The sequence below is a fragment of the Flavobacterium sp. genome (assembly GCF_039916025.1).
Taxonomy (GTDB): Bacteria; Bacteroidota; Bacteroidia; order Flavobacteriales; family Flavobacteriaceae; genus Flavobacterium.
The window spans coordinates 1-21,940 of record NZ_JBDSMB010000183.1 but is presented as its reverse complement, the minus strand read 5'-3'; the positions used below and the strand labels follow the sequence as shown (position 1 = coordinate 21,940).

The window sequence follows — 21,940 nt, the reverse complement described above, 5'->3', positions numbered from 1 at the left end:
AAATATCTGCAAATAACAAATCTCTTTTTTGAATTATCTTCCTAAAAATTTAACACATTCCAAATTATTCATGTTTTATTGATGAAAATTATTATATTAAATTTCTAAAACATATTTTTGCGTAATACATTTTAAGTCTCCTTGAAAATATTCAATTCCATAAAGTCATTCAGTTCTGCTAAGCCAACAATCGTAACTATTGGCACTTTTGATGGCGTACATCTTGGGCATAGAAAAATCCTGGAACAAATTACCAAAAGCGCTCACGATTTGAATTGCGAAAGCCTGGTTCTTACTTTTTTTCCGCATCCGAGAATGGTGCTTCAGGCAGATACCGAGATGAAACAACTGAATACGTTAAATGAAAAAACTGAACTATTAAATGGTTTAGGAATTGACAACCTTGTTGTTCATCCGTTTGATAAAGAGTTTTCCAGGCTTACTGCTGAAGAATTTGTTAAAGAAGTTTTAGTTGGTGTTTTCAAAATCAAAAAAATAATTATCGGCTACGACCACCGTTTCGGCAGAAACAGAACCGCAAACATTGATGATTTAATCAGTTTTGGTGAAACCTATGGCTTTGAAGTAGAACAAATTTCGGCAGAAGAAATCAATGAAGTTTCAATAAGCTCTACCAAAATAAGAAATGCGCTTTTAGAAGGAGATATTGAATTGGCTACTACTTATTTGGGATACAATTATTCGCTAAGCGGAGTAGTTTCCAAAGGCAAGCAGTTAGGAAGAACAATTGGTTATCCAACGGCAAATATTAAAATAGAAGAAGATTATAAACTTATCCCATTAAATGGAGTATACGTTGCCAAAAGCATCATAAACGAGAAAACTGTTTTTGGCATGATGAATATTGGAACACGGCCTACCGTAGATGGAACCTCTCAAACCATCGAAATCAATTTCTTTGATTTCAAACAAGACTTATATGGCCAAAAAATCACGGTCTCACTTTTACACAGAATGCGCTCAGAACAAAAATTTGAATCTGTTGACGCGCTAAAAAACCAGTTGAACAAGGATAAAGTTATGGCAGAAAACTATATTAGTCAGTTGCGATAACCCTGCTGTATTTTATATTGAGCATTGTTTTTCTTCCTTTTTTGTTAAATAATTGACTTTTACAAGATATTTTCTTAAATTTGATAGTGTACTTCATTATTCATTTAAAAAGCTATCGATATGAAACTGCCTAAAGAAATTATCAATGCACTTATAATATTTGCTGGAATCTCAGCCTATTTTTTACTTATCGATTTCCTTAATTTATCGGGTATTTTATGGTTAAGAATGTTGAACGTGCTTTTTGTATGGTATGGTGTTACGCGAACACTAAGCTATAATGTAGAGCACGGAAAAAGAGATTATGCCTATAACTTATTTTCAGCCGGAGCAACAGCTTTTCTAGGTGTTTTCTTTGCTATAATTGCCCTGGTATCCTATATTCATCTAAGAGGTGGCGATACGTATGTTAGTAATCTTTCAGAAGATTTATTATTTGGAGGAAAACCAACAGCCAATCAATATTGTATCGGTATTCTGTTTGAAGGTATTGCTTCTGCATTAATTGTTGTTTTTGTCTCTGTACAATATTGGAGAAGTAAAATGGCGCCTGAGTAAAATACTTACTTCTATAAATGTGTCACAAAATTGTAACTTACATACAATTTAACTACTTTTGGTGCACGATAAAATTGCACCTATGAGCATCACAAAACACAATTGGACTAAGGAAGAAATCATTGCTATTTACAACAAACCTATGATGGATTTGCTTTACGAAGCAGCAACAATCCATAGGGAACAACACGATCCTAACGTTGTTCAGGTTTCTACTTTATTATCTATAAAAACAGGTGGTTGCCCGGAAGATTGTGGTTATTGTCCACAAGCCGCCCGTTATCATACTGATATTGAAGGTAATGATTTAATGACGGTAAGTCAGGTGAAAGCCCAAGCTTTACGTGCTAAATCAAATGGCTCTTCCCGGGTTTGTATGGGTGCTGCATGGCGTAATGTAAAAGATGGGGAAGAATTTGACCAAGTTTTAGAAATGGTACGCACCATCAATAAGCTTGATATGGAAGTATGCTGCACTTTAGGAATGATTACCGAAAATCAGGCGCAGCGTCTTGCTGAAGCAGGTTTATATGCTTATAATCACAATTTAGACACATCTGAAGATTATTATAAAGAAGTGATTTCTACCAGAGGTTTTGAAGACCGCTTAGAAACTATCGAAAATGTCCGTAAAACCAACGTTACCGTTTGTAGCGGTGGAATTATCGGAATGGGAGAAAGCGTTGAAGATAGAGCTGGAATGTTAGTGGCACTTTCTACTTTGAACCCACAACCTGAATCGGTACCAATAAATGCTCTTGTGGCTGTTGAAGGAACTCCGATGGAAAATGAGAAACCAGTAGAAATTTGGGAAATGATCCGAATGGTAGCTACTACCCGAATTATAATGCCTGAAACTCAGGTTCGTCTTTCTGCAGGTAGAATGGAAATGTCCCGCGAAGGTCAGGCCATGTGCTTCTTTGCTGGTGCTAATTCAATTTTTGCAGGTGATAAATTATTAACTACTCCAAATCCTGATGTAGAAGATGATATGAAAATGTTTGCTTTATTGGGTTTAAAACCACAAAAGCCATTTGTAAAAGTTTCACAACCAACTACAGTAGAAGCTGCAGATTCTCAATACCAGGCATTAGGAGAAAAACCAAAATGGTCCCGACCAGGTCACACAATTGAAAGAAATTTGCAATCTTCAACAAAAGGAAAGTAAATTTTAAATTTTAATCCAATAAAAAAAGCGTCCCGATTTAATTTAAAATCGGGACGCTTTTTTATATAATGTATTTACTATAGAATGATTTTTCTTGAAATCATTACACCATTTTCCAATTTAATTTTTACAATTAATGTTTGTTGGCTCATAGAAATATTTGATGTGACAAAGTTATTGCTGTCTATTGCTTTTGCAAAAAACAATTGTCTTCCTAATACATCATAAACGGTTACCTCACTAATATTTTCTATCGACGATTTAATCGTCATTTCACCATGATTGGCGGCTAAAACAACACTGCTTTCTAAGGTTCCCAAATCTGGGTTGCTTAGAGTAGCATCAGTATAGCGAAGTACGAATCGGTCATTAAATATTCCGGCAACTGAATTAAAAGTATATGGTTCTTGTCTTAGGTCATGAATTACATTTAATAACTTATCTTCCAGATAAATATTTTGTGTCGTCTCTGAAAACAATCCATCAACAGCTCCGATAGCAATTTTGTAGTCACCGGCAGTTGGCGTATTAATTCCAACAGCCACTTGGTCATTTGCATCAAAAGGCACTGGGCGTCCTTGAATAATTAAAGTAGTATTGTCAACTAAACTATAGATGCTTTTCTCATTAGCTGTATTTTTAGCAGCATCAAACATCCTGTCTAAACCTACTGTTGCTTCAGTTGCGTAACCAATTAATGTCGTAACAGATTGGTTGTTTACGTCAAGTAAATCAAGCCAAATTCTGTGTTTCTCATTTCCTAGCTCACTATCAGCATGCGATGAATTTTTATAAAACTGAGAATTATTATTAATGGCACTTGTTGTTTTGTCTTTACGCATTGTATTTTTGAAAATAACCGTTTGAGTCGCAGCCGCTCCGTCAACCATACTGATAAAGAAACTTTGTCCAGCTGCAATTTTACCATTAAATCCGGCAGGAGTAGAACCTAGTGAATTGTAGGCTATATAATCGTTATTATCATAATTAGAAGTCGAGGAACCGTAAAATACATTAGTTACGTTTGTAGGAGTAGAGTTATGTCTCCATAACCACACAAAACCGTTTACCGTTAAATTATTATTATCAGTTAAAAAACTCAATGCATCAATCGCTGATGGATAAGGGTTTGCAACCAGATTCCAATTATCATCAAGGTTAGTAACTGTAGCTGAATTTATTCCTGTTTGACTTGCTGTTGTATTACCACCTCTTGAAATAGGAGTTGTAATCTGTCCATTGTTAGGAATACCTGTAAAAACAACAGGAATACTCGTTGCAGCCATTCCATAAGAACTTGACCCTCTAACGATATAACCCTTTCCAGGTGTCATTGCACCGGATGCTGTCTGCCAGTTTCCAGAAGTTCCTGTGGCAGCAGTATTAATATTACTAACAGTAGGATTCCAGAAATATTTAAATCCTGGTGACGGACTTGAATAAATAGCGTCTATCGTTGGCCCAGCAACAGGAGTTGCCCAATATACATAATCATAACCTTTAATGGATGCCGCTGTTCTATTGTATATAATATTACCCGTATTACTTCCATTATAAATATTGGCACCATTTACAATATCATCATCCTGTATTAATTGTGCATTATTACTAAGTTCAAAAAAGGCGCCAGTTGCGACATTAACTGCTTTTTTTACTTCAACTACTTCATCTAAATTTAAGAATAAAAGACTCGCATTTACATTCAGGTCACCGTACATAATAATCGGTGTAGTTAATAATGATTTTGTACCGGTTCCCGACACAGTTACATTATAATAATAAGGGCTAAATGCCGTTACTGTTTGGCTTGCTCCTCCATATTCAACAGTACTTGATGTGCCTAATGTTGTTGTAAGTGTAGGTATTGCTGCATTTGTACCTGTAAATCCTTGTGCGTCTCTAGTTATGAATTTTCCGTTTACAACTACCGACGCTGAAGCCGATCCGGTAACTTGATTTGCTCCGCCGTTATCCAGGGTTCCACCTGAAGCAATAGTAAGTACGCCCGTAGTATAAGCAAAGGTTATAGAAGTGCTTAAAGTATAGGAACCTGTACTTGTAATGTTAACAGTGTCAAAAGAAGGCACAGCTGTTCCCGAAATAGTCTTCGTAGCTCCTGAAAAATTAAAATTAAAATAACCTGCTGAATTATCCATTGTTCCATTATTGGTAAAATTACCTGAAACGGCAAATATTCCGGTTGTACCTGAACTTGTTTTTAAAGTTACATTTGAGCCAATATAAAAATCATTGCTGGTGCAAGTTGTTGTAAAACTAGGAACAGTAATGAGCAAAGCCCCTGAAGTAGATTCAAAACGTAAGTGTCCAAATACACGGTTAGTTAATGAAACTGCCGGTGTAAGCGAACTTGAACCACGGTATATTATTGTTGAATTAGTATCAAAAGTTGTTTGGTCTAAAAAAGCACTAACTGCTCTGGCTGTATTATGAACATAAGTCCCTCCGCTTAAAACAGCAATGGCAGCTGCCCCAGAAACAATCCAACCGTGTAAGGCTGTACTTCCCGTTATTATCATGGTTACAACTCCTCCGCTATTGATAGTAAGGTCTGTACCGGTACCATTATTTATTGTTACTCCATATGAACTGCCGCTGGCGGTAAGGTTTCCTGTTACATATACCTGATCCATAGTTACCGCTGAAGTGATAGTAACTGTATGCCCGGTTAAAATTGTAATGGTATTTGCTGAAACCGTGGGTGCCGCAGCAGCATTAACCCAAGTAGCATTATCCGTTGACGATTCCCATGTTCCGGCAACGCTCCAGTCTCCTGATGTTTTACTTCTGTAATAAAGCGAGCCTGTTTGAGCCGAGAATTCATTGCTAGCATAAGGAAAAGCTGTTCCGGTAACTGTACAGGTATTAGAACCTATGGCGGTCGCTCCAATATCTGTCCAACTTGAGCCATTATAACATTGTGGCAAACAATTAGCTTCTGTATTGTTTATATCGGCAGCAAGATAAGTTCCTGCAAAAGTATAACTGGCCGGAGCAACTCCCGAAACTAAAACCTGCCAATACCTACTCAAATTATCAAACCCCGAAATACTTCCATGAACTGCATCAACCACTCTAACACCTACTGTTCCTGCATAAGTTCCTCCAACAAAAGTTAAGGTCGCTGGTGAATAGTCCAGACCTGATGTATTATCACCAATTGGATAGGTAAACGAACCTGCCGCAGTAAATGCTTTGATTAATTGTCCTCCGGTTGTGGTATAAGCTAAAACATAACTATTAACAGATGCACCACTCGTAGTTGCACCAGCTGCTATAGTTAAATTGTTTGTACTTAAATCTATCAAACCATTAGCTAAGGCTAAATTTGTATTTACGGTTACAGCCGAACCCAACACACACCCAATGGCTGCTGCCTGACGGTTCATTGTAAAAGTCCCGAGGTTTTGTGAACCGGTAGTAAAACTTATTGTTCCCACACTTGCTGTTCCAAGTATAGTTAAATTAGAAGTTGTACTTCCTTTAAAAGTTCCTGTTCCGGAAATAACACCCGGATTACCCGTTGCTCCTATAGTTAAATTTTTTCCATTGATATCAATCTCGCTGCCAGCACCAAAAGTTATAACATTTGTACCTGAAGCTGAAGAAGATATTACGACATCACACAATAACTGAACTGAAGTCGATGCAGATGTTACCACAAAAGGAATAGTTAAAGCGGTTACAGAGTTAACAGTCTGAGTTGCTCCTTTAATAAACCATATCGCTCTGCTGTTACCATTAAAAACTCCTGCTCCTGTATTGCTATAATTTCCTCCGGTCTTTAAATCATCGCCTAAAGCCGCTCCTAATGTTATCGTTCCGGCATTAGTAACATTTCCAGGAACTGTTAAAGCTCCGACTGTACTTGTAGCTCCGAAAATCAAAGAAGAACCAGCATCAATATCCAGTTTCCCGTTTATAGCTCTTGCTCCTGTGGAAGCATTATAATAATTTAATGTAGTTGAATTGGTAATCAAAACATTATTAGGAAAACCAGGAGTAGTACCTATAGTTCCTGAAGCTACACTAAGCTCAAGTCCTCTTGTAAATGGTGCTCCGGAGATATAAGATAAAGTTGAAGCGTTTCCATAAATTGGTGCATTAGTCACTACCGAACCACTGGCATCCATTTGCAACGTACCGTTAACGGTTAATAAACCACTTCCCGGGATAACAGCCGCCTGCTTAAGTTTTACAATGCTATTTGCATCCGTAACCAATGAGCCTGCGCCTCCACTGGAGAAAGTCAGAGAACTGGTCATAACTTGTAAAATTCCACTCGCTAACGTACTGGTGATGTTTCTGATTCCACTGGCACCACATCCTAAAGTACCACCTCCAGAAAGTGTTAGAGTTTGTCCGTTTAAATCGAACACAGAAGTAGCATTTGTAGAGTTGAAAGTCAATCCACCAGAACCTGTAACTGTGACATTAGTTCCCGTAGCCATTTTTAAAGTGCCTGTAAACTGAACTTCTAACAAATAAAATGTTTCTGTTCCTCCACCCGAAACTGTAATCGTATGTAAGGTATTGGCAGTGCTTGAACTAAAGAAAACTTTCCCGGTTGCTGGTGTAAATACAGCAGTTGACACTCGGGTCCAGTTGCCTGCTATATATAAATTATTAGCTCCGTTTAAAATAAAACTACCACTATTGATACTTAAATTCCCTGCCATACTTCTGGTAGCTGCCGGCATGGTTAACGTTGTTGAATTTTGTACAATAACGTTTTGAGGCGTTCCAAGTCCTGCTGCTGGTGGAGCGCTGTTTCCTGTCCATTCATTGCTTACCGAATAGGGTCCTGCGGTATTATAGATTAAAGTAGATGCACTTGTATAAGTTGGTACATTAACAAAAAATCCTCCGGCATTTATTTGACACGTGCCACTCAAAGTTAAAGTACTGGTAGTTAATGTTACACCAACTGCCGTTTGAAAAGTCCCCGCAACTGTTCTATTAGCCGAACTCATTGTTAAACCACCCGATAAAACTGTTACGTTAAACGGACCGCTGGCTGGCCAATATTTATCTGTATTTATAACCGTTACAGTAGTATTCAAATTCAAAGTGCTCGCTCCGCCATAAACAAAATCGTTACCCGCGACTGAACCTCCGGTATCTAACTGGAACGTTCCATTAACGGTTGTTGTACCATTATTATTATAAGCAAAAGCACCTGTTGCTAAAGTAGCTCCGGTGTTTACAGTAGTATATGTTCCTGCATCTCTTGTGTTATTAGGAGCACCATCCAAAGTAACAACAGCTCCTGTTGCAATAATTGCATCTGTATTTGAAGCAGGTACAACACCTCCAACCCAAGTTGCGCCAACAGACCATAAACCTCCTGTAGTAGTAGATGTGATTGCTGATGGTGGACAAACTACTGAACCACTAACCAAAGCAGCCGAGTAATTATAAGCTAAATCTCTGTGAATAACAGCGTATTTATAAGTGGTTCCTGCTGCTACAGTAGTATCAGTATAAGTAGCAACTCCTGCAGCTACTGAAGTAGAAACAACAGTCCAATCGGTTGAAACTATATTAGGCCCTGAGGCGCCTCCCGCCGTTGAATATACCCCTTGGTCATTCATTACAGGAGTAGTTGGTGAAGCAACTGTTGTTCTTAAAATAATTGTATTTTGTATTCCTGTCTCTAAGTCTGACCCATTGGTCCAGGTAAAAGTAGCCGAGCTTGCCAAGGTTGCTCCTGTTACAAATGAAGCAGCAGTACTTGGCTTGGTTAAATCTACTGCAGCTAAAGGAGAAGTATACATAATTATATCGTCCCAGTATGCTGTGGTTGCAGTACCATTGACATTGCTTCTCATTGTAACACCTCTACAAATAAAGTTCTTTGCGCTACCTGTACCATTTATTGCTGACGAAGCTGTTATACGCATTAAAATATTATTTAAAGCGCCAACTCCGGTTAAAGTACTTGGAATAGCAACAGCGTTTAAAGTTCCTCGCATTTGTGCTCTGGTATTCGCATCCGAACCCTTTACCCATCCTATAATATGACCATACCAGGTATCCGGAACGCTTATAACACTGGCATTTACATTATCTTGAGCAATTGCATTACTAGAAGTAGTTACAGCTAATGAGTAAGTACCTGTTCTTGCGTTGGTGGTTGTTACTGTTGACGTTCCTGAAACTAAAGGTGCAGCCCAATCGGTTCCGGCATTGATAGAACCATTCTCAAAACCACCGTTAACCGGATTTTGAGAAAAGCCAATGGCACAAAAAAACAGTAGAAGCGTAACTAGTAATATTCTATTTTTCATATACTTAAATATCTTTTTCAATGTATAGCATGCTCTGCTAAAGGTAAAACACGCAGAAAATCGGCTACAAACTTAAGGCTAAATTACTAAATAACAACGGTTTTAAGTTGTTAATATGTTGTGATTTTACAATATATTTTACTAATTAATTGCGCATTACTTAACTACAACGATATAGTTTTGAATTTTTTATTAAAACTAACATAATTTATGAACAAAATCTTAAAACAAATTTAATGTCAAAATGAAAAAAATTTCACCTCTGGAGCAAAGCTAGATTTTTAGAAAATAATTTTCTTAGTCACTATCTCATTATTCCCTAAAGTAATTTTCACAATTATCGGTTGATGATTCAGGTTGGCTAAATTGATGCTGACTTCCTGATTATTTGCGCCTGCAACTTCATCCATTGCTCTTCCTAACATATCAAATATTTTGACATTGGTTATTTTTTCAGAAAATGAATATGCAGTAATTGTATTTTGATTTGAGTACACTATAACATTTTCAGGATTAGTGATGCTATGGTTACTATTTCCGTTTTTGTTTTGATAACGAAGCTTGAATCGGTCGGTGAATTTTCCGGCAGCCGAAGTGAAATTGTAAGGTGCTTCTTTTAAGTCATGCACAATTCCCGTCATCGTATCTTCTATGTAAATGTCTTTGTTAGCATTTTCAAATATACCATCGATAGTTCCCAAAGCAATAGTATGGTTTCCGGCGGTGCTGATTTTAACCCCTATTGGAACCACATCATCATGTCTGAACGGAACAGGTCTGCCCTGAATGCTCATCGCTTCATCATCTATCATTGAAAAAATACTCATCGTGTTTCCAACTCTGAAAAAAGCATCGTATAATCTATCTTTTGCCAAAGTTGCACCGGATAAATAACCGACCAAAGCACGACTGCTTTTGCCTGTACTATCAATAATGTCAAGCCAAATTCTGCCTTTTTGATTCGGAGATGAGCTTTCTGCATTTCCATTTTTATAAAAATAGGTATTGTCGTAATAAGTATTTGGAGTTCCGACAGTTTCTCTTAATGAATTATTGAAAGTTACTTTTTGAGAAGCGTCAGCGGCTCCATCATTCATAATTACAAAAAATCCCTGTCCGGAAGCAATATATCCATTGAAGGCACTAGGTCCGCTACTTGAGCCTGTAATGTTATACGTAATGTAATCACTAGGATCATAGTTGTAAACGAAGTTTCCATAAAAAGGATCTAAAACAGCTGCGCTTGGCAAAGTACCGTGAGTCCATAATCGGATATTACCATCAATATTGGTATTAAGCGTCAAAAACTTGATGGCACTAATAGAAGAAGGATATGGATTTCCAAATAAGTTCCAATTGTCATCTTTTATAGTTCTCAAAACGCCATTTGGTCCGGTTGAACCCGCATTAGTATCATCGCCTCTGATTATGGAAGGCTGGCATACGCCGTTAAACGGAGTTCCAGTAAAAGTAGCTATATAATCAGCCGCTGTAGAATTACTATAACTATCAGGCCCTCTTACAATATAGCCTTTACATTCCTGCATTGTTTCACTGGTATTTTGCCAGTTACCTTCTCCTCCATTAGAATTGACTAAAGTAGTATTCCATTTCCATATTAAGGAAGTAGGAGAACCTGGTGATACACTTTGTACTCCAAATCCTGAAACTGGTGATGACCAGTATACATAATCCATTTTCTTAATTGATGCCACTCTTTTTACATCAATGCTCCCTGAAGTAGTACCGGAATCGTCAATTTGTATCAATGAACCATTATCATTAACAATGATATTCCCTGTTGGTTTTACCTTTAAATTATATTGAATAGCTACGTATTGATTAGCATCAATGTTGAGCGTTTTTCCGGCATTAACGGTTAGGCTGCATGCTTCAAAACTTCCGTTTGAAGACGTGCTGTAAGCACCATCAATGATAGCTAATTTTGCCAATGTTGGCGGTACTCCATCCGACCATGAAGTCCCATTCCAGGTATCTGCAGAAGCCGGAGTATAATTATAAGTTCCAATATTTGAATAATCATTTGTTGGACAAGCTCCGGAACCTGTTCCTGCCCAGTCTGTAACTATCCAATCAGAATTATTGTAAGTGGTGCTTGGTAAAGTTGCTGCTAACGGATTTCTTCTAAAATCAGCTCCTTCTGTTGCTATTCCTAAGGAAGCAGACCAGTTACCTGTGTTATCTCCCCAACTGTCAATCTTTGTAGCTCCTTTATAAAGAATTATTTGGTCATCCACATTGATTCCAAAATTAACTCCATTTGCAGTTGTTTGCAAATTAGCCAAAGAACCTGAACCTGTAGTGCCATTACAAACAGCTGCACTTGGTGCTGTACTTACAGTATAAGTTTGACCATCTGCAAGCATACCTGAAAAAGCAGCAACTCCGCCAACTCCAGTTGTAGCATAAGGTGCGCCAGCTCCATTAGAATAAAATTGTAAATTATAAGCAGAAAGATCAACTGTAGTACCTGTCCCATTATAAATTTCTATATAGCTAAGTCCGCCATAGTTAGTATCCGTAACTTCACTTATAATTAAATCAGTAAGAACTCCGCAAGCTGCAACAGTAGGCAGAACAGTAAAAGTTGTAGTAGCCGCACAAGGTTGTGCATCAGTAATGACTAAATTTCCTGTATTAGCTCCCAGAGGAACTGTAACGACCAATTGAGTAGCTGAACTTGAAACAGTGGTTGCCGTTACGCCATTAAAAACAGCTGTAGCTCCGACAAGACTACCTGAACTTGCAGTAATTGTAACCTGACTGCCAACAATTCCTGCAGCTGGTGATAGAGAAGAAATTGTTGGTGGCGTACAAGCATTAGAAGCTGTTCCGCCCAAAGTAGCATTCACTACATTGGAACCAATGTCAATGCCTCCCGAACCTGTGGTGGCGGTTGCTCCATATCCATAAAGTCTAAAAGTAACTGCCGAAGCAAGATTGGTAAGCCCGGTTATCACAATAAAATTAGATGTTGTAATAGCTGAAACAGGAGCAACAACCCCAAGATTAGCAGCATACCCATCGTATGAAGAGCGAAGAGCCACATTTTTTGGTCCTGTGGCTGATGAATCCCAATTAAAAACAAAAGATGTTGGTGTAAATGTAGATCCTGATATAGGTGTGACAGTAAATTGAATGTAGTCATTCCCTGCTATGGATTCTGCAAGGGTTGTAGGATTAGTGTCTCCGGTGTCAAACCAATTGGTGCCTCCTAATCTGTTGGCATTACCAGCTGCGGTTATAGAACCCGTTGTTAAATTAGAGGTTGTTATATTGGGATTATTATAAATACTAGGTTCTGAAGTTTCAAATCCTGTATTCCCAAAAGTATTCCACTGTAATAATTGAGCATTTGTCTTGGTAGAGCAAAAAAAACAAATCAAAAGCGCAATAAAAAATATTTTTTGTTTCATTATAAAATGAATTATGTTATCTCATTAATTCTCATAGCAATAGAATCTAATTTTGTTGCACAAAAAAAGGTTAGCGTTTAATCAGTAGAAATAGGGGCAACAAAACTACATCTAAATTACTCAAATACAAGCAGTTTAGCTTAAGAAATTATTAATAAAAAGCCATGTTTATGAACATTTATAGTTAAATGTATTTAAAGCGATGTTTTTATTTACGTTTATCAGGTTAATTGGGTTTTTACTGAACTTATTTCCGTACGTTTAATCCTAAACTTAACGCTGTGTCAAAGTATTCATGGCAATTAACTAACTTTGCCAGATTGGAATTTTAACTCAAAATGAAGGAAGCAATAACATTAAAAGAAGCTCAACTCAAGCTGGAATATTATTGTTCCTATCAAGAGCGTTGCCATCAGGAAGTGGTGCAGAAAACCTATGATTTAGGCATGAAAACTGATGAAATTGATGCGATTGTTGTTCATTTAATCCAGAATAATTTCCTAAACGAAGAACGTTTTGCCCGAAGTTTTGCCAGAGGAAAACACCGCATCAAATTATGGGGTAAAAACCGCATTGTAAACGAACTCAAACAACGGCAAATTTCGGCGCCAAATATCAAATGTGCCTTAACCGAAATCATCGAAGATGAATACCAGGATGCTTTTGACAAATTAGCCGAAAGGCATTGGGAAACCATTAAAGAAAGCAATGTTCAAAAAAAGAAAAAGAAGTTTTGCGATTACCTATTGAGAAAAGGCTGGGAAAGCAATCTAATTTATGCCAAGTTAAAGGAATTGTCTTCTTAAAAGGAACTGTCTTAGACAGGCTCAGACTGACATTTTACTATTTAATTGTAATTCCAGAAAACACAATAAGAAGCACATTGTTTCACTGAGCCTGTTGAAGTGCCATCTTGAAACTTTTTTAATTAATTTAGTGTTTCTAATAAATCAATATGAAATCTTATTTTGTATACATCTTAAAATGTAGTGACAACTCATATTATACAGGTTTTACAAACAATCTGGAAAGACGATTTGCAGAACACAGTTCAGGTAGGAATAAAGATTGTTACACTTTTGACAAACGCCCTTTAGAATTAGTTTGGTTTGAAACTTTCAATGATGTTTTGGATGCAATTAGCACCGAAAAAAAAATAAAAGGATGGACCAGAAAAAAGAAAGAAGCTTTGATTAATGAGGATTGGGACAAATTGGTTTTATATTCAAAAAACTATACGCAACACGAGGCTTCGACAGGCTCAGACTGACATTTTACTATTTAATTGTAATTCTAGAAAACACAATAAGAAGCAGCACATTGTCTCACTGAGCCTGTCGAAGTATCGAAATGTTATTTAGAAACCAAAATACTCACCGCATTCCCGCCAAATCCAACTGCATTTATCAATACATTTCGAATCGCTTTTCGCGGATTTTTTTCCATTACAAAAGGAACTCCTATGAACTGTTGGTGTTGCATCATCAAAAGCGCTAACTCAATATTGAGCATTCCTGAAGCACCAAAAGTGTGGCCCACTTTCCATTTGTTGGTCGTCAACATCGGAAGGGTTTTCCCGAAGACTTTTTGGATCGCTTTATATTCTGATTTGTCTCCTTTTATAGTTCCCGGTGCATGCATCACAACGACATCGACTTCATCTAATGATACATTTTGCAACGCCATTTTCATTGATTTCTGGAAACATTCCGCTTCATCTGTAATCGAAATACTGTGTTGCAAATCGTCAGTAGCATAACCAAATCCAGTTACATATCCTAAGGCATTTTCCTGTACGCCAATTTCCAAACACGCCATCGCAGCACCTTCGCCCAGGACCATTGAGTTTTTGATTTTATCCAAATCCAAAGCGCGGCATGGATATTCGTCATTTGTTTTTGCATATATTTTCAACGCCTGCATTTGGGCAATTGTAAACGGTGTTAATGGTGCTTCGCTTCCTCCTACCAGAAACTTATCTGCCATTCCGGCCTGCAGCCAGGCGATTCCGTTTAACAAGGCGTGAAGTGCCGTCGAACAAGTTATAGAATGTGACAATTCTGGGCCATTTGATTTTAAATCATGAGCAACCCAAGTTGAAATGTTTCCCAAAGTTGTTGTTGGCGATGCCAAAGTTGGTGTCTTTCCGGTTTCTAAAAATTCCTGATGATGCTTTTCAAAAAGCTGCGTTGCACCACGGGAAGAACCAATATTAACGCCAAAAATCGAATCATCCCAACCTGCTTTTTTCACCGCTTCTCTTGAAGCCAAAATAGCATAAAGCACCGAATTGTCAAGCGATTTGTATTTTATATCCGAGTCGCGCAATGCCTGAACTTGATCAGCAAGTTTGGCTGACAGCGGCACAACCAAAGAATTGGAATTACCTATTTGCTTTTCGACAATAAGTGTTTTTGGATTCAAATATTCATTCCAAACATCGTCAGTCGTTTTTCCTAAAGCAGAAAATGAAGCAATTGAAGTTATGGCAATAGGAGTTTTCAAAAGAATATTTTAAAGAAATTAGTAGTGCAAAACTACACTATTTCGAGCGCTTTTTCGACAGTCGCGTAGACTTTTTCCAATTGGGAATCCGTAATAATATAAGGCGGCAGAATGTAAACGATGTTTCCAACAGGCCGTAGAATTACGCCATTCTCAATAAAGAAATTATAGAGTTTGTTACGCATTGACCCATAGTAACTTTCCTGATTTTCAGTCTTGATTTCCAATGCGAAGATTACTCCAAGAACTCTAGTTGTTTTTACTTTGGAATGCGATTTTATTTTGGCTTCAAAAGCTAAATGTGCTTTATTTACTCTGGCAATATTGTTTTGCATTGCTCCCGTTTGCAGCAAATTGATACTCGCCAAAGCGGCAGCGCAGCCTGTTGGATTTGCAGTAAATGTATGTCCGTGAAAGAGTGCTTTATTCGTATCATCATCATAAAAACCATCAAAAACTTCTTGAGTAAAAGTCGTTATCGCCATCGGAATTGTTCCGCCAGTTAACGCTTTTGACAAACACATCATATCGGGTTTATTTATCAAATAATCCGTCGCAAAGATTTTTCCGGTTTTCCCAAAACCTGTCATCACTTCATCGGCAATGGTGAACACATTATTTTGGTTACAAATGAGAATCATGGTATCCAAAACTTCGGGGCGATACATTACCATTCCTGCTGCACCCTGAACCAAAGGCTCAAAAATAAATGTCGCATATTCATTGGTTGCAACCAAATCATGCAAAGCCTGCAAACTTTGCTCTTCATTGCCTTTTGTCGGCACCGGAATTCTAACAACTTCCAAAAGCGAACCTTTGAATGCTTCAGTAAAAAACGAAATTCCACTTGAAGCCATCGCTCCAAAAGTATCGCCATGAAAGGCATCTTCAAAAGCAATGATTTTTGTTTTTTTGATTCCTTTGTTATAGTTGTACTGCAGGGCACATTTCAAGGCGACTTCGACAGCAGTCGAACCGTTATCAGAATAGAAAAGTTTCTTTTGATTTTTTGGTAAAATAGTCATTAGCTTTTCAGCCAATAAAACTGCTTTGTCATGAGTGAAACCGCCAAACAAAACATGCTCTAAAGTGGTCAGTTGCTCATAAATTGCATCGGCTATAATTTTGTTGGAATGACCATACGGATTCACCCACCAGGAAGCAATCGCATCGACATATTCTTTGCCGTTTTCATCCCAAAGCAAAGCGCCTTCGCCTTTGACAATTGCTGGAAAATCAGCAGCCGTTTTGTGTTGCGTATAGGGATGCCAGTTGTATAATTTATCTCTTTCGGAAAGGTTCATTTTTATAAAGATAAAAGAGAATAGAATATAGAGAATAGACTTAACTAAACTCTTTGCTCTATTTTCTATGTTCTATGTTCTATATTCTTAAAGTTTTAAAAGATTGTCCCTAAACTTATCAGCATAATACCCAATAACATTCGCATCAAAATAAGGTTCGTTATCAATTCTGCCAATAAATTTTGCTTTGGTTTTCTTTAGAATAATGTCTTCTGTCGCTTTATTTTCATCCCCAGAAAAGATGATTCCGGCCACGCTGATTTTTCTATTTTTCAAAGCTTCAATCGTTAATAGAGTATGATTAATGCTTCCCAAATAATGCCGGGAAACCACAATAACTTTATAGTCTTTCTGGATTAAATCAACCACACAATCAGTGTCATTTAGCGGAACAAGAATTCCGCCAGCGCCTTCAATCACAAGATGATTCGCAGTTTTTGGTTCTTTGATTTTTTTTAAATCAATTATAATTCCGTCGAGTTGTGCTGCCAAATGTGGACTTGCCGGTGTATTGAGTTTATAACTGTTTTCGTGAAATTGGGATTTGGGATTTGAGATTTGGGATTTGACTTTCTGAGTATCAGAACAATCTAAATCTCCGGCCTGAATCGGTTTCCAATAATCGGCTTCTAAAGCTTCGACTACAATAGACGAGGCAATAGTTTTGCCAACATCAGTACCAATTCCTGTGATAAAGATTTTCATTATTCGAATTCGAATTTACAATTTTGACATTTGTGTTTGTACTTTGAAAATAAAAGAGCAAAAGCACCTAAAAACAAAACCCTGAAGAACGATCTGACACCATCGATTGATTGCTCCATGTCTACTTGTTCGGCGCCACATTCCGGGCATTTTAAAGGTTGGTTTTCATCATCTACAGAATACAGGCTTACATCTCCAAGTATTTCATTTGCCTTATCAAAATCTTCTGTTTTGACAAACATTTTCACGCCGCCAACAGCATTGCTGTACAACGGATTGGAATCGACAATATTGTTGTCTCTCAAAAACACATCAATGCCCTGACTTTCTAATTTACCCTGGTAAATGATAGCTTCGCTTGAATATTGAAATCGGCGGAGTAATGTAAATTTTTCTTCTTCCATAAATAAAGGCCTTTGACATATAATGATTTGACCACGGATGATAGTGAATTCACAGAGATTCTCAGAGCTTTTTGAGATTCACAGAGTTAATTTATTGCTTAGTGTTTCTCTTTTTTCTCTCTGTGTGTCTCCGTGTAATTTTTTATTCTTATTTAATTTCGAACACAAAAGTACTCAACAACTGCAATACTTCCGAGATTTCTTTCTCCGAATTATAACTATGCAAACAGAATCGCAAACGCTCTTGTCCTTCGGGAACGGTTGGTGACAATATTGGCCTGACATCAAAGCCTTTTTGCTGGAGTTGGGTTGCAATCTTTTTTACGGTTTCATTTCCCGGAATGATAGCGCATTGAATCGCTGATTTGCTATAGACAAACATTGGTTTTAAACCCAATCTCATTTTTTCCTGATTGAAAAATATGATGTTTGCTTTCAGTTTTTGTAATGATTCTTTTTCTTTCGTCAGATGTTTATACGATTGCAAAATAGTAGCCACACTATGAGGCGAAAGTCCAGTGGTATAAATAAAACTTCGGGCAAAGTTGATTAAATAACTTTTCAATTCCTGACTTCCTAAAACGGCTGCGCCATGACACCCCAATCCTTTTCCGAAGGTCATAATGCGGGCAAACACTTTGTCTTCCAAACCCAGACTTTGAATCAATCCTTCGCCTTGGTCGCCAAAAACTCCAAGAGCATGCGCTTCATCAACAACTAAATAAGCACCATATTTTTCAGAAAGATTTGTGAGCTCTTCCATGTTAGGGCAATCGCCATCCATGGAGAAGACGGATTCTGTTACGATATAAATTGTTGTCGGTTGTCGGTTATCGGTTATCGGTTGCTGTCTTAGAATTAATTTTTCTAATTCATCATAGCTGTTGTGTCCAAATTTATAGGCTTTGGCATTGCTCATTTGTATTCCGTCTCGAATCGAAGCGTGGCATAATTCGTCATACAAAATCACATCATTTCGTTGCGGCACAGCGCTGAAAAAACCAACATTGGCATCATAACCGGAATTGAAAATTAGTGTCGCTTCTGCTTTATGGAATTTGGAAAGAAATGATTCTGTTTGATCATATAATGTTGAATTCCCAGTTAAAAGTCTGGAACCTGTTGCTCCATTTTTCCTTTCTCCTTTAGCACATAACGATTGATGGGTTTCTTCAAAAATAGCAAGGCTGCCCGCATAACCCAAATAGTCATTTGATGAAAAATCTATTTGCGGTGAATGAAAGTATTTAAAGCTACGCAAGCTATTTGATGCTTCTCTTTCTTTTAATTTGTGGAATAAGGATAAAGGAAAACGCTTCATATTTCAAAGATAGTAAATAGCCCGGATGGCAGCGGTATCCTTTTTCTTTTTTGGAAGAAAAAGATATAGCGAACAGCCGGAAATAGCTCCTAAACAAAAAAACCAATCCTATTTTTTGAATTCATTTTTTTATCAGCTGAAAAAATATTATTGTTTTTTACACATTAATTATTGTTTATCGATAATTTTTATATATTTGTAGCAACTATTAAAACCATTATCATGAAAAAACTAAACTTGCTTAAAACGATTGTTGATTTTATTTGGATTATGTCTTTAATCTTTTTACCGTTAATAATCATACTTTCGATTATGATTATAATTAATAAAGAAATCATCGATATTCCGCTAACTTTTGCTACAGGTACAATTGATTTAACAAACGGCTTTGGTAAAATAGCTTTAGTTATAAATGTCTTAAATTTTAGTTTACTTTTATATTCGCTCTATTTTTTCAGAAAGCTTTTAACTCAATTTAAGAAACGTATGATTTTTGAAACAGAAATCTGCTTTTTATTGGATAAGATTGGTCGATTAATAATTCTGGCTTCTATAGTTCAATTGTTTGCTGACTTTACCGGAAAACTTTCTTATGATAAAGTCGGTATTGAATTTGGATATGGTCCATTCCTTTATTTACTTGCTTTAGGTTTATTTTTCAAAGTGCTATCAGAGGTTTTTACTATTGGCAGAAAGATGAAAGAAGAAAACGAACTAACAATTTGATTATGCCTATCATATTAAATCTCGATGTAATGTTGGCCAAACGCAAGATGCGTTCTAATGAACTGGCGGAGAAAATTGGCATCACCACAGCTAACCTTTCCATTTTAAAAACTGGAAAAGCTAAGGCTGTGCGCTTCTCTACATTGGAAGCTATATGTGAAATATTGGAATGCCAACCGGGAGATATTTTAGAATTTGTAAACGATGTAAAATAAAAACTCATGAAAAAAAATCTAATTCTTTTAGTACTGGGAATGGTATTGGTAATTATTGGTGCCTTACTAAAAATTAACAAAAACGAATTATCTCAATACTTATTAATAGCTGGTTTAGCTATAGAAGCTTTTGTATTAGGTTCGATTGTTATTCAATCACTCCGAAAAATGAAATAAAAAAAGCCCAATCTCGTTTTTCAACTAGATTGGGCTTTTCTCTTTTATATCGAATCGTATTAGTCGGCTAATACAATTACTTTATTGTCTTTCATTTCAATAGTTCCTGAATTGATTTCCAGAAGGTAGTTTTGATCGTTTACTTTGGTAAACTTTCCTGCTACTTCTTTATCAAATTTAAAACTTGCTGCTTCGATTTTTACGACGCCGTGCTTTAAAATAGAAACTATTGGTGCGTGGTTATTCAAAATTTGGAACGAACCTGTCACACCTGGTAAAGAAACCGAAGTAACTTCTCCTTTGAATAATGTAGCTTCTGGTGATACTATTTCTAAAATCATTTTTTTATTATTTTAAATTCTAAATTTTAAATTTTAAATTAATTTATAATTCAAAATTCAAAATTTATAATAGAATTAAGCTTCTGCTAACATTTTTTGTCCTGCTTCGATTGCTTCTTCGATTGTACCTTTAAGGTTGAAAGCAGCTTCTGGCAAGTGGTCTAATTCACCATCAATAATCATGTTGAATCCTTTGATTGTTTCTTTGATATCAACCAATACTCCAGGAATACCTGTAAATTGCTCAGCAACGTGGAAAGGTTGAGATAGGAAACGTTGTACTCTACGTGCTCTTGATACTGATAATTTATCATCTTCTGATAACTCTTCCAATCCAAGGATTGCGATGATATCCTGAAGTTGTTTGTATTTTTGAAGTATCTCTTTTACTCTTTGAGCACAGTTATAGTGATCATCACCTAAGATTTGAGCAGTAAGAATTCTTGAAGTTGAATCCAATGGATCCACCGCAGGATAAATACCAAGCTCAGCAATTTTACGAGACAATACGGTTGTTGCATCTAAGTGAGCAAACGTTGTTGCCGGTGCCGGGTCAGTTAAATCATCCGCAGGAACGTAAACTGCTTGTACAGATGTAATAGAACCTTTGTTTGTAGATGTAATTCTTTCCTGCATCGCACCCATTTCTGTTGCCAATGTTGGTTGGTAACCTACCGCAGATGGCATACGACCTAAAAGCGCCGAAACCTCTGAACCTGCTTGTGTAAAACGGAAGATATTGTCAACGAAGAAAAGTACGTCTTTACCTTGATCTGAACCAGCTCCATCACGGAAATACTCAGCGATAGACAATCCTGACAGTGCCACACGTGCTCTAGCTCCAGGTGGCTCATTCATTTGTCCGAAAACGAAAGTAGCTTTAGACTCTCTCATTCCTGGTTTATCAACTTTAGACAAATCCCATCCTCCATTTTCCATAGAGTGCATGAAATCATCACCATATTTTATAATTCCTGATTCCAACATCTCACGAAGCAAATCGTTTCCTTCACGTGTTCTTTCACCAACTCCTGCGAATACAGAAAGTCCACCGTGACCTTTAGCGATATTGTTAATCAATTCCTGAATCAATACTGTTTTACCAACTCCAGCTCCACCGAACAATCCAATTTTACCACCTTTTGAGTAAGGCTCAATCAAATCGATTACTTTAATTCCGGTGAATAAAACTTCTGTAGAAGTTGACAGATCTTCAAATTTTGGTGCCTGACGGTGAATAGAAACTCCGTTTGCTCCGTCTTTTGGTAAATTTCCTAAACCATCAATGGCATCACCAATTACGTTGAACAGACGTCCGTAGATATCGGCACCGATTGGCATTTGTATTGGAGCACCTGTAGCGTTTACAGCAGTTCCTCTACTCAAACCATCTGTTGAGTCCATAGAGATTGTACGAACTGTGTTTTCACCAATATGTGATTGCACTTCAAGTACTAATATTGAACCATTTTTGTTAATGATTTCTAGTGAGTCATAGATTTTTGGCAGTTCAACATCTTTAGTATCAAATACTACGTCTACTACTGGTCCAATGATTTGGGAAACTTTTCCTATTGCTTTTGACATTGTTTATGTATTTATTAAATAGCTATTTAGGTTTGAATAAAACATTCTTTTTTCAGAGCGCAAAGATAATTTTTATAAATCGAATAATCAATAATTATTTTATAAAAAAA

Annotated in this window: 17 protein-coding genes; 8 read left to right on the top strand and 9 right to left on the bottom strand. The window is 37.0% G+C overall.

Annotation, left to right across the window (positions count from 1 at the left end; translation table 11 throughout):
• Nucleotides 1-141: 141 nt before the first annotated feature.
• The 3 genes from ABIQ27_RS13585 to bioB all read left to right on the top strand — a co-directional run bounded on the left by ABIQ27_RS13585 (nt 142) and on the right by bioB (nt 2,800).
• On the top strand, nt 142-1,074 hold the full coding sequence (locus ABIQ27_RS13585; protein WP_348034460.1) for a bifunctional riboflavin kinase/FAD synthetase: 933 nt from the start codon (nt 142-144) through the stop codon (nt 1,072-1,074).
• Nucleotides 1,075-1,194: 120 nt separating this feature from the next.
• Nucleotides 1,195-1,632 carry a hypothetical protein gene (locus ABIQ27_RS13580; RefSeq protein WP_348034459.1) on the top strand — a complete coding sequence of 146 codons (438 nt, stop codon included), beginning with the start codon at nt 1,195-1,197 and terminating at the stop codon, nt 1,630-1,632.
• Nucleotides 1,633-1,714: 82 nt separating this feature from the next.
• Nucleotides 1,715-2,800: a biotin synthase BioB gene (bioB, locus tag ABIQ27_RS13575; protein WP_348034458.1), complete on the top strand. Its 1,086-nt coding sequence runs from the start codon at nt 1,715-1,717 to the stop codon at nt 2,798-2,800.
• Between the two features lie 77 nt (nt 2,801-2,877).
• On the opposite strand, the gene ABIQ27_RS13570 is transcribed toward bioB, so the two are convergent.
• Entirely contained in the window at nt 2,878-9,108 is a 6,231-nt protein-coding gene (locus tag ABIQ27_RS13570; RefSeq protein ID WP_348034457.1) for a T9SS sorting signal type C domain-containing protein, read from the bottom strand.
• 281 nt (nt 9,109-9,389) lie between these two features.
• On the bottom strand, nt 9,390-12,545 hold the full coding sequence (locus ABIQ27_RS13565) for a lamin tail domain-containing protein (RefSeq protein ID WP_348034456.1): 3,156 nt from the start codon (nt 12,543-12,545) through the stop codon (nt 9,390-9,392).
• Between the two features lie 338 nt (nt 12,546-12,883).
• Between ABIQ27_RS13565 and ABIQ27_RS13560 the strand changes: the two genes are divergently transcribed.
• Nucleotides 12,884-13,351 carry a regulatory protein RecX gene (locus tag ABIQ27_RS13560; protein ID WP_348034455.1) on the top strand — a complete coding sequence of 156 codons (468 nt, stop codon included), beginning with the start codon at nt 12,884-12,886 and terminating at the stop codon, nt 13,349-13,351.
• 149 nt (nt 13,352-13,500) lie between these two features.
• Nucleotides 13,501-13,815, top strand: a complete 315-nt coding sequence (locus ABIQ27_RS13555) for a GIY-YIG nuclease family protein (protein ID WP_348034454.1) — start codon at nt 13,501-13,503, stop codon at nt 13,813-13,815.
• Between the two features lie 83 nt (nt 13,816-13,898).
• On the opposite strand, the gene ABIQ27_RS13550 is transcribed toward ABIQ27_RS13555, so the two are convergent.
• From ABIQ27_RS13550 to ABIQ27_RS13530, 5 genes are all read right to left on the bottom strand, one after another.
• The gene (locus ABIQ27_RS13550) at nt 13,899-15,050 is read right to left on the bottom strand and encodes a beta-ketoacyl synthase N-terminal-like domain-containing protein (protein ID WP_348034453.1); all 1,152 of its coding nucleotides are present in this window, start codon (nt 15,048-15,050) and stop codon (nt 13,899-13,901) included.
• Nucleotides 15,051-15,082: 32 nt separating this feature from the next.
• Complete coding sequence (gene bioA, locus ABIQ27_RS13545) at nt 15,083-16,354, bottom strand: adenosylmethionine--8-amino-7-oxononanoate transaminase (RefSeq protein ID WP_348034452.1); 1,272 nt, start codon at nt 16,352-16,354, stop codon at nt 15,083-15,085.
• A gap of 87 nt (nt 16,355-16,441) precedes the next feature.
• Entirely contained in the window at nt 16,442-17,059 is a 618-nt protein-coding gene (bioD, locus tag ABIQ27_RS13540) for a dethiobiotin synthase (RefSeq protein WP_348034451.1), read from the bottom strand.
• A complete protein-coding gene (locus ABIQ27_RS13535; protein ID WP_348034450.1) occupies nt 17,059-17,463 on the bottom strand; it encodes a DUF2007 domain-containing protein in 405 nt (134 codons plus the stop codon). Before ABIQ27_RS13535 ends, bioD begins: the two co-directional genes overlap by 1 nt.
• 148 nt (nt 17,464-17,611) lie before the next feature.
• Complete coding sequence (locus tag ABIQ27_RS13530) at nt 17,612-18,784, bottom strand: pyridoxal phosphate-dependent aminotransferase family protein (protein ID WP_348034449.1); 1,173 nt, start codon at nt 18,782-18,784, stop codon at nt 17,612-17,614.
• A 222-nt stretch (nt 18,785-19,006) separates the two neighbouring features.
• On the opposite strand from ABIQ27_RS13530, the gene ABIQ27_RS13525 reads away from it, so the two are divergent.
• From ABIQ27_RS13525 to ABIQ27_RS13515, 3 genes are read left to right on the top strand one after another with little or no spacing between them, the layout of a single operon-like run.
• The gene (locus tag ABIQ27_RS13525; RefSeq protein ID WP_348034448.1) at nt 19,007-19,510 is read left to right on the top strand and encodes a DUF2975 domain-containing protein; all 504 of its coding nucleotides are present in this window, start codon (nt 19,007-19,009) and stop codon (nt 19,508-19,510) included.
• Between the two features lie 2 nt (nt 19,511-19,512).
• A complete protein-coding gene (locus ABIQ27_RS13520) occupies nt 19,513-19,725 on the top strand; it encodes a helix-turn-helix transcriptional regulator (protein ID WP_348034447.1) in 213 nt (70 codons plus the stop codon).
• Between the two features lie 6 nt (nt 19,726-19,731).
• On the top strand, nt 19,732-19,902 hold the full coding sequence (locus ABIQ27_RS13515; RefSeq protein WP_348034446.1) for a hypothetical protein: 171 nt from the start codon (nt 19,732-19,734) through the stop codon (nt 19,900-19,902).
• A gap of 59 nt (nt 19,903-19,961) precedes the next feature.
• Here ABIQ27_RS13515 and ABIQ27_RS13510 read toward each other — a convergent pair whose 3' ends face one another.
• Both ABIQ27_RS13510 and atpD read right to left on the bottom strand, forming a co-directional pair.
• On the bottom strand, nt 19,962-20,243 hold the full coding sequence (locus tag ABIQ27_RS13510) for a F0F1 ATP synthase subunit epsilon (protein WP_348034445.1): 282 nt from the start codon (nt 20,241-20,243) through the stop codon (nt 19,962-19,964).
• Nucleotides 20,244-20,318: 75 nt separating this feature from the next.
• Complete coding sequence (gene atpD, locus ABIQ27_RS13505) at nt 20,319-21,830, bottom strand: F0F1 ATP synthase subunit beta (protein ID WP_348034444.1); 1,512 nt, start codon at nt 21,828-21,830, stop codon at nt 20,319-20,321.
• Between the last annotated feature and the right edge of the window lie 110 nt (nt 21,831-21,940).

What these genes read in the sequence shown, in the direction of transcription:
- ABIQ27_RS13580 (WP_348034459.1), top strand. Translation starts at nt 1,195, where the DNA reads ATGAAACTGCCTAAAGAAATTATCAATGCACTTATAATATTTGCTGGA.
- bioB (WP_348034458.1), top strand. Translation starts at nt 1,715, where the DNA reads ATGAGCATCACAAAACACAATTGGACTAAGGAAGAAATCATTGCTATT.
- ABIQ27_RS13570 (WP_348034457.1), bottom strand. Translation starts at nt 9,108, where the DNA reads ATGAAAAATAGAATATTACTAGTTACGCTTCTACTGTTTTTTTGTGCC.
- ABIQ27_RS13565 (WP_348034456.1), bottom strand. Translation starts at nt 12,545, where the DNA reads ATGAAACAAAAAATATTTTTTATTGCGCTTTTGATTTGTTTTTTTTGC.
- ABIQ27_RS13560 (WP_348034455.1), top strand. Translation starts at nt 12,884, where the DNA reads ATGAAGGAAGCAATAACATTAAAAGAAGCTCAACTCAAGCTGGAATAT.
- ABIQ27_RS13555 (WP_348034454.1), top strand. Translation starts at nt 13,501, where the DNA reads ATGAAATCTTATTTTGTATACATCTTAAAATGTAGTGACAACTCATAT.
- bioA (WP_348034452.1), bottom strand. Translation starts at nt 16,354, where the DNA reads ATGAACCTTTCCGAAAGAGATAAATTATACAACTGGCATCCCTATACG.
- bioD (WP_348034451.1), bottom strand. Translation starts at nt 17,059, where the DNA reads ATGAAAATCTTTATCACAGGAATTGGTACTGATGTTGGCAAAACTATT.
- ABIQ27_RS13535 (WP_348034450.1), bottom strand. Translation starts at nt 17,463, where the DNA reads ATGGAAGAAGAAAAATTTACATTACTCCGCCGATTTCAATATTCAAGC.
- ABIQ27_RS13530 (WP_348034449.1), bottom strand. Translation starts at nt 18,784, where the DNA reads ATGAAGCGTTTTCCTTTATCCTTATTCCACAAATTAAAAGAAAGAGAA.
- ABIQ27_RS13525 (WP_348034448.1), top strand. Translation starts at nt 19,007, where the DNA reads ATGAAAAAACTAAACTTGCTTAAAACGATTGTTGATTTTATTTGGATT.
- ABIQ27_RS13520 (WP_348034447.1), top strand. Translation starts at nt 19,513, where the DNA reads ATGCCTATCATATTAAATCTCGATGTAATGTTGGCCAAACGCAAGATG.
- ABIQ27_RS13515 (WP_348034446.1), top strand. Translation starts at nt 19,732, where the DNA reads ATGAAAAAAAATCTAATTCTTTTAGTACTGGGAATGGTATTGGTAATT.
- ABIQ27_RS13510 (WP_348034445.1), bottom strand. Translation starts at nt 20,243, where the DNA reads ATGATTTTAGAAATAGTATCACCAGAAGCTACATTATTCAAAGGAGAA.
- atpD (WP_348034444.1), bottom strand. Translation starts at nt 21,830, where the DNA reads ATGTCAAAAGCAATAGGAAAAGTTTCCCAAATCATTGGACCAGTAGTA.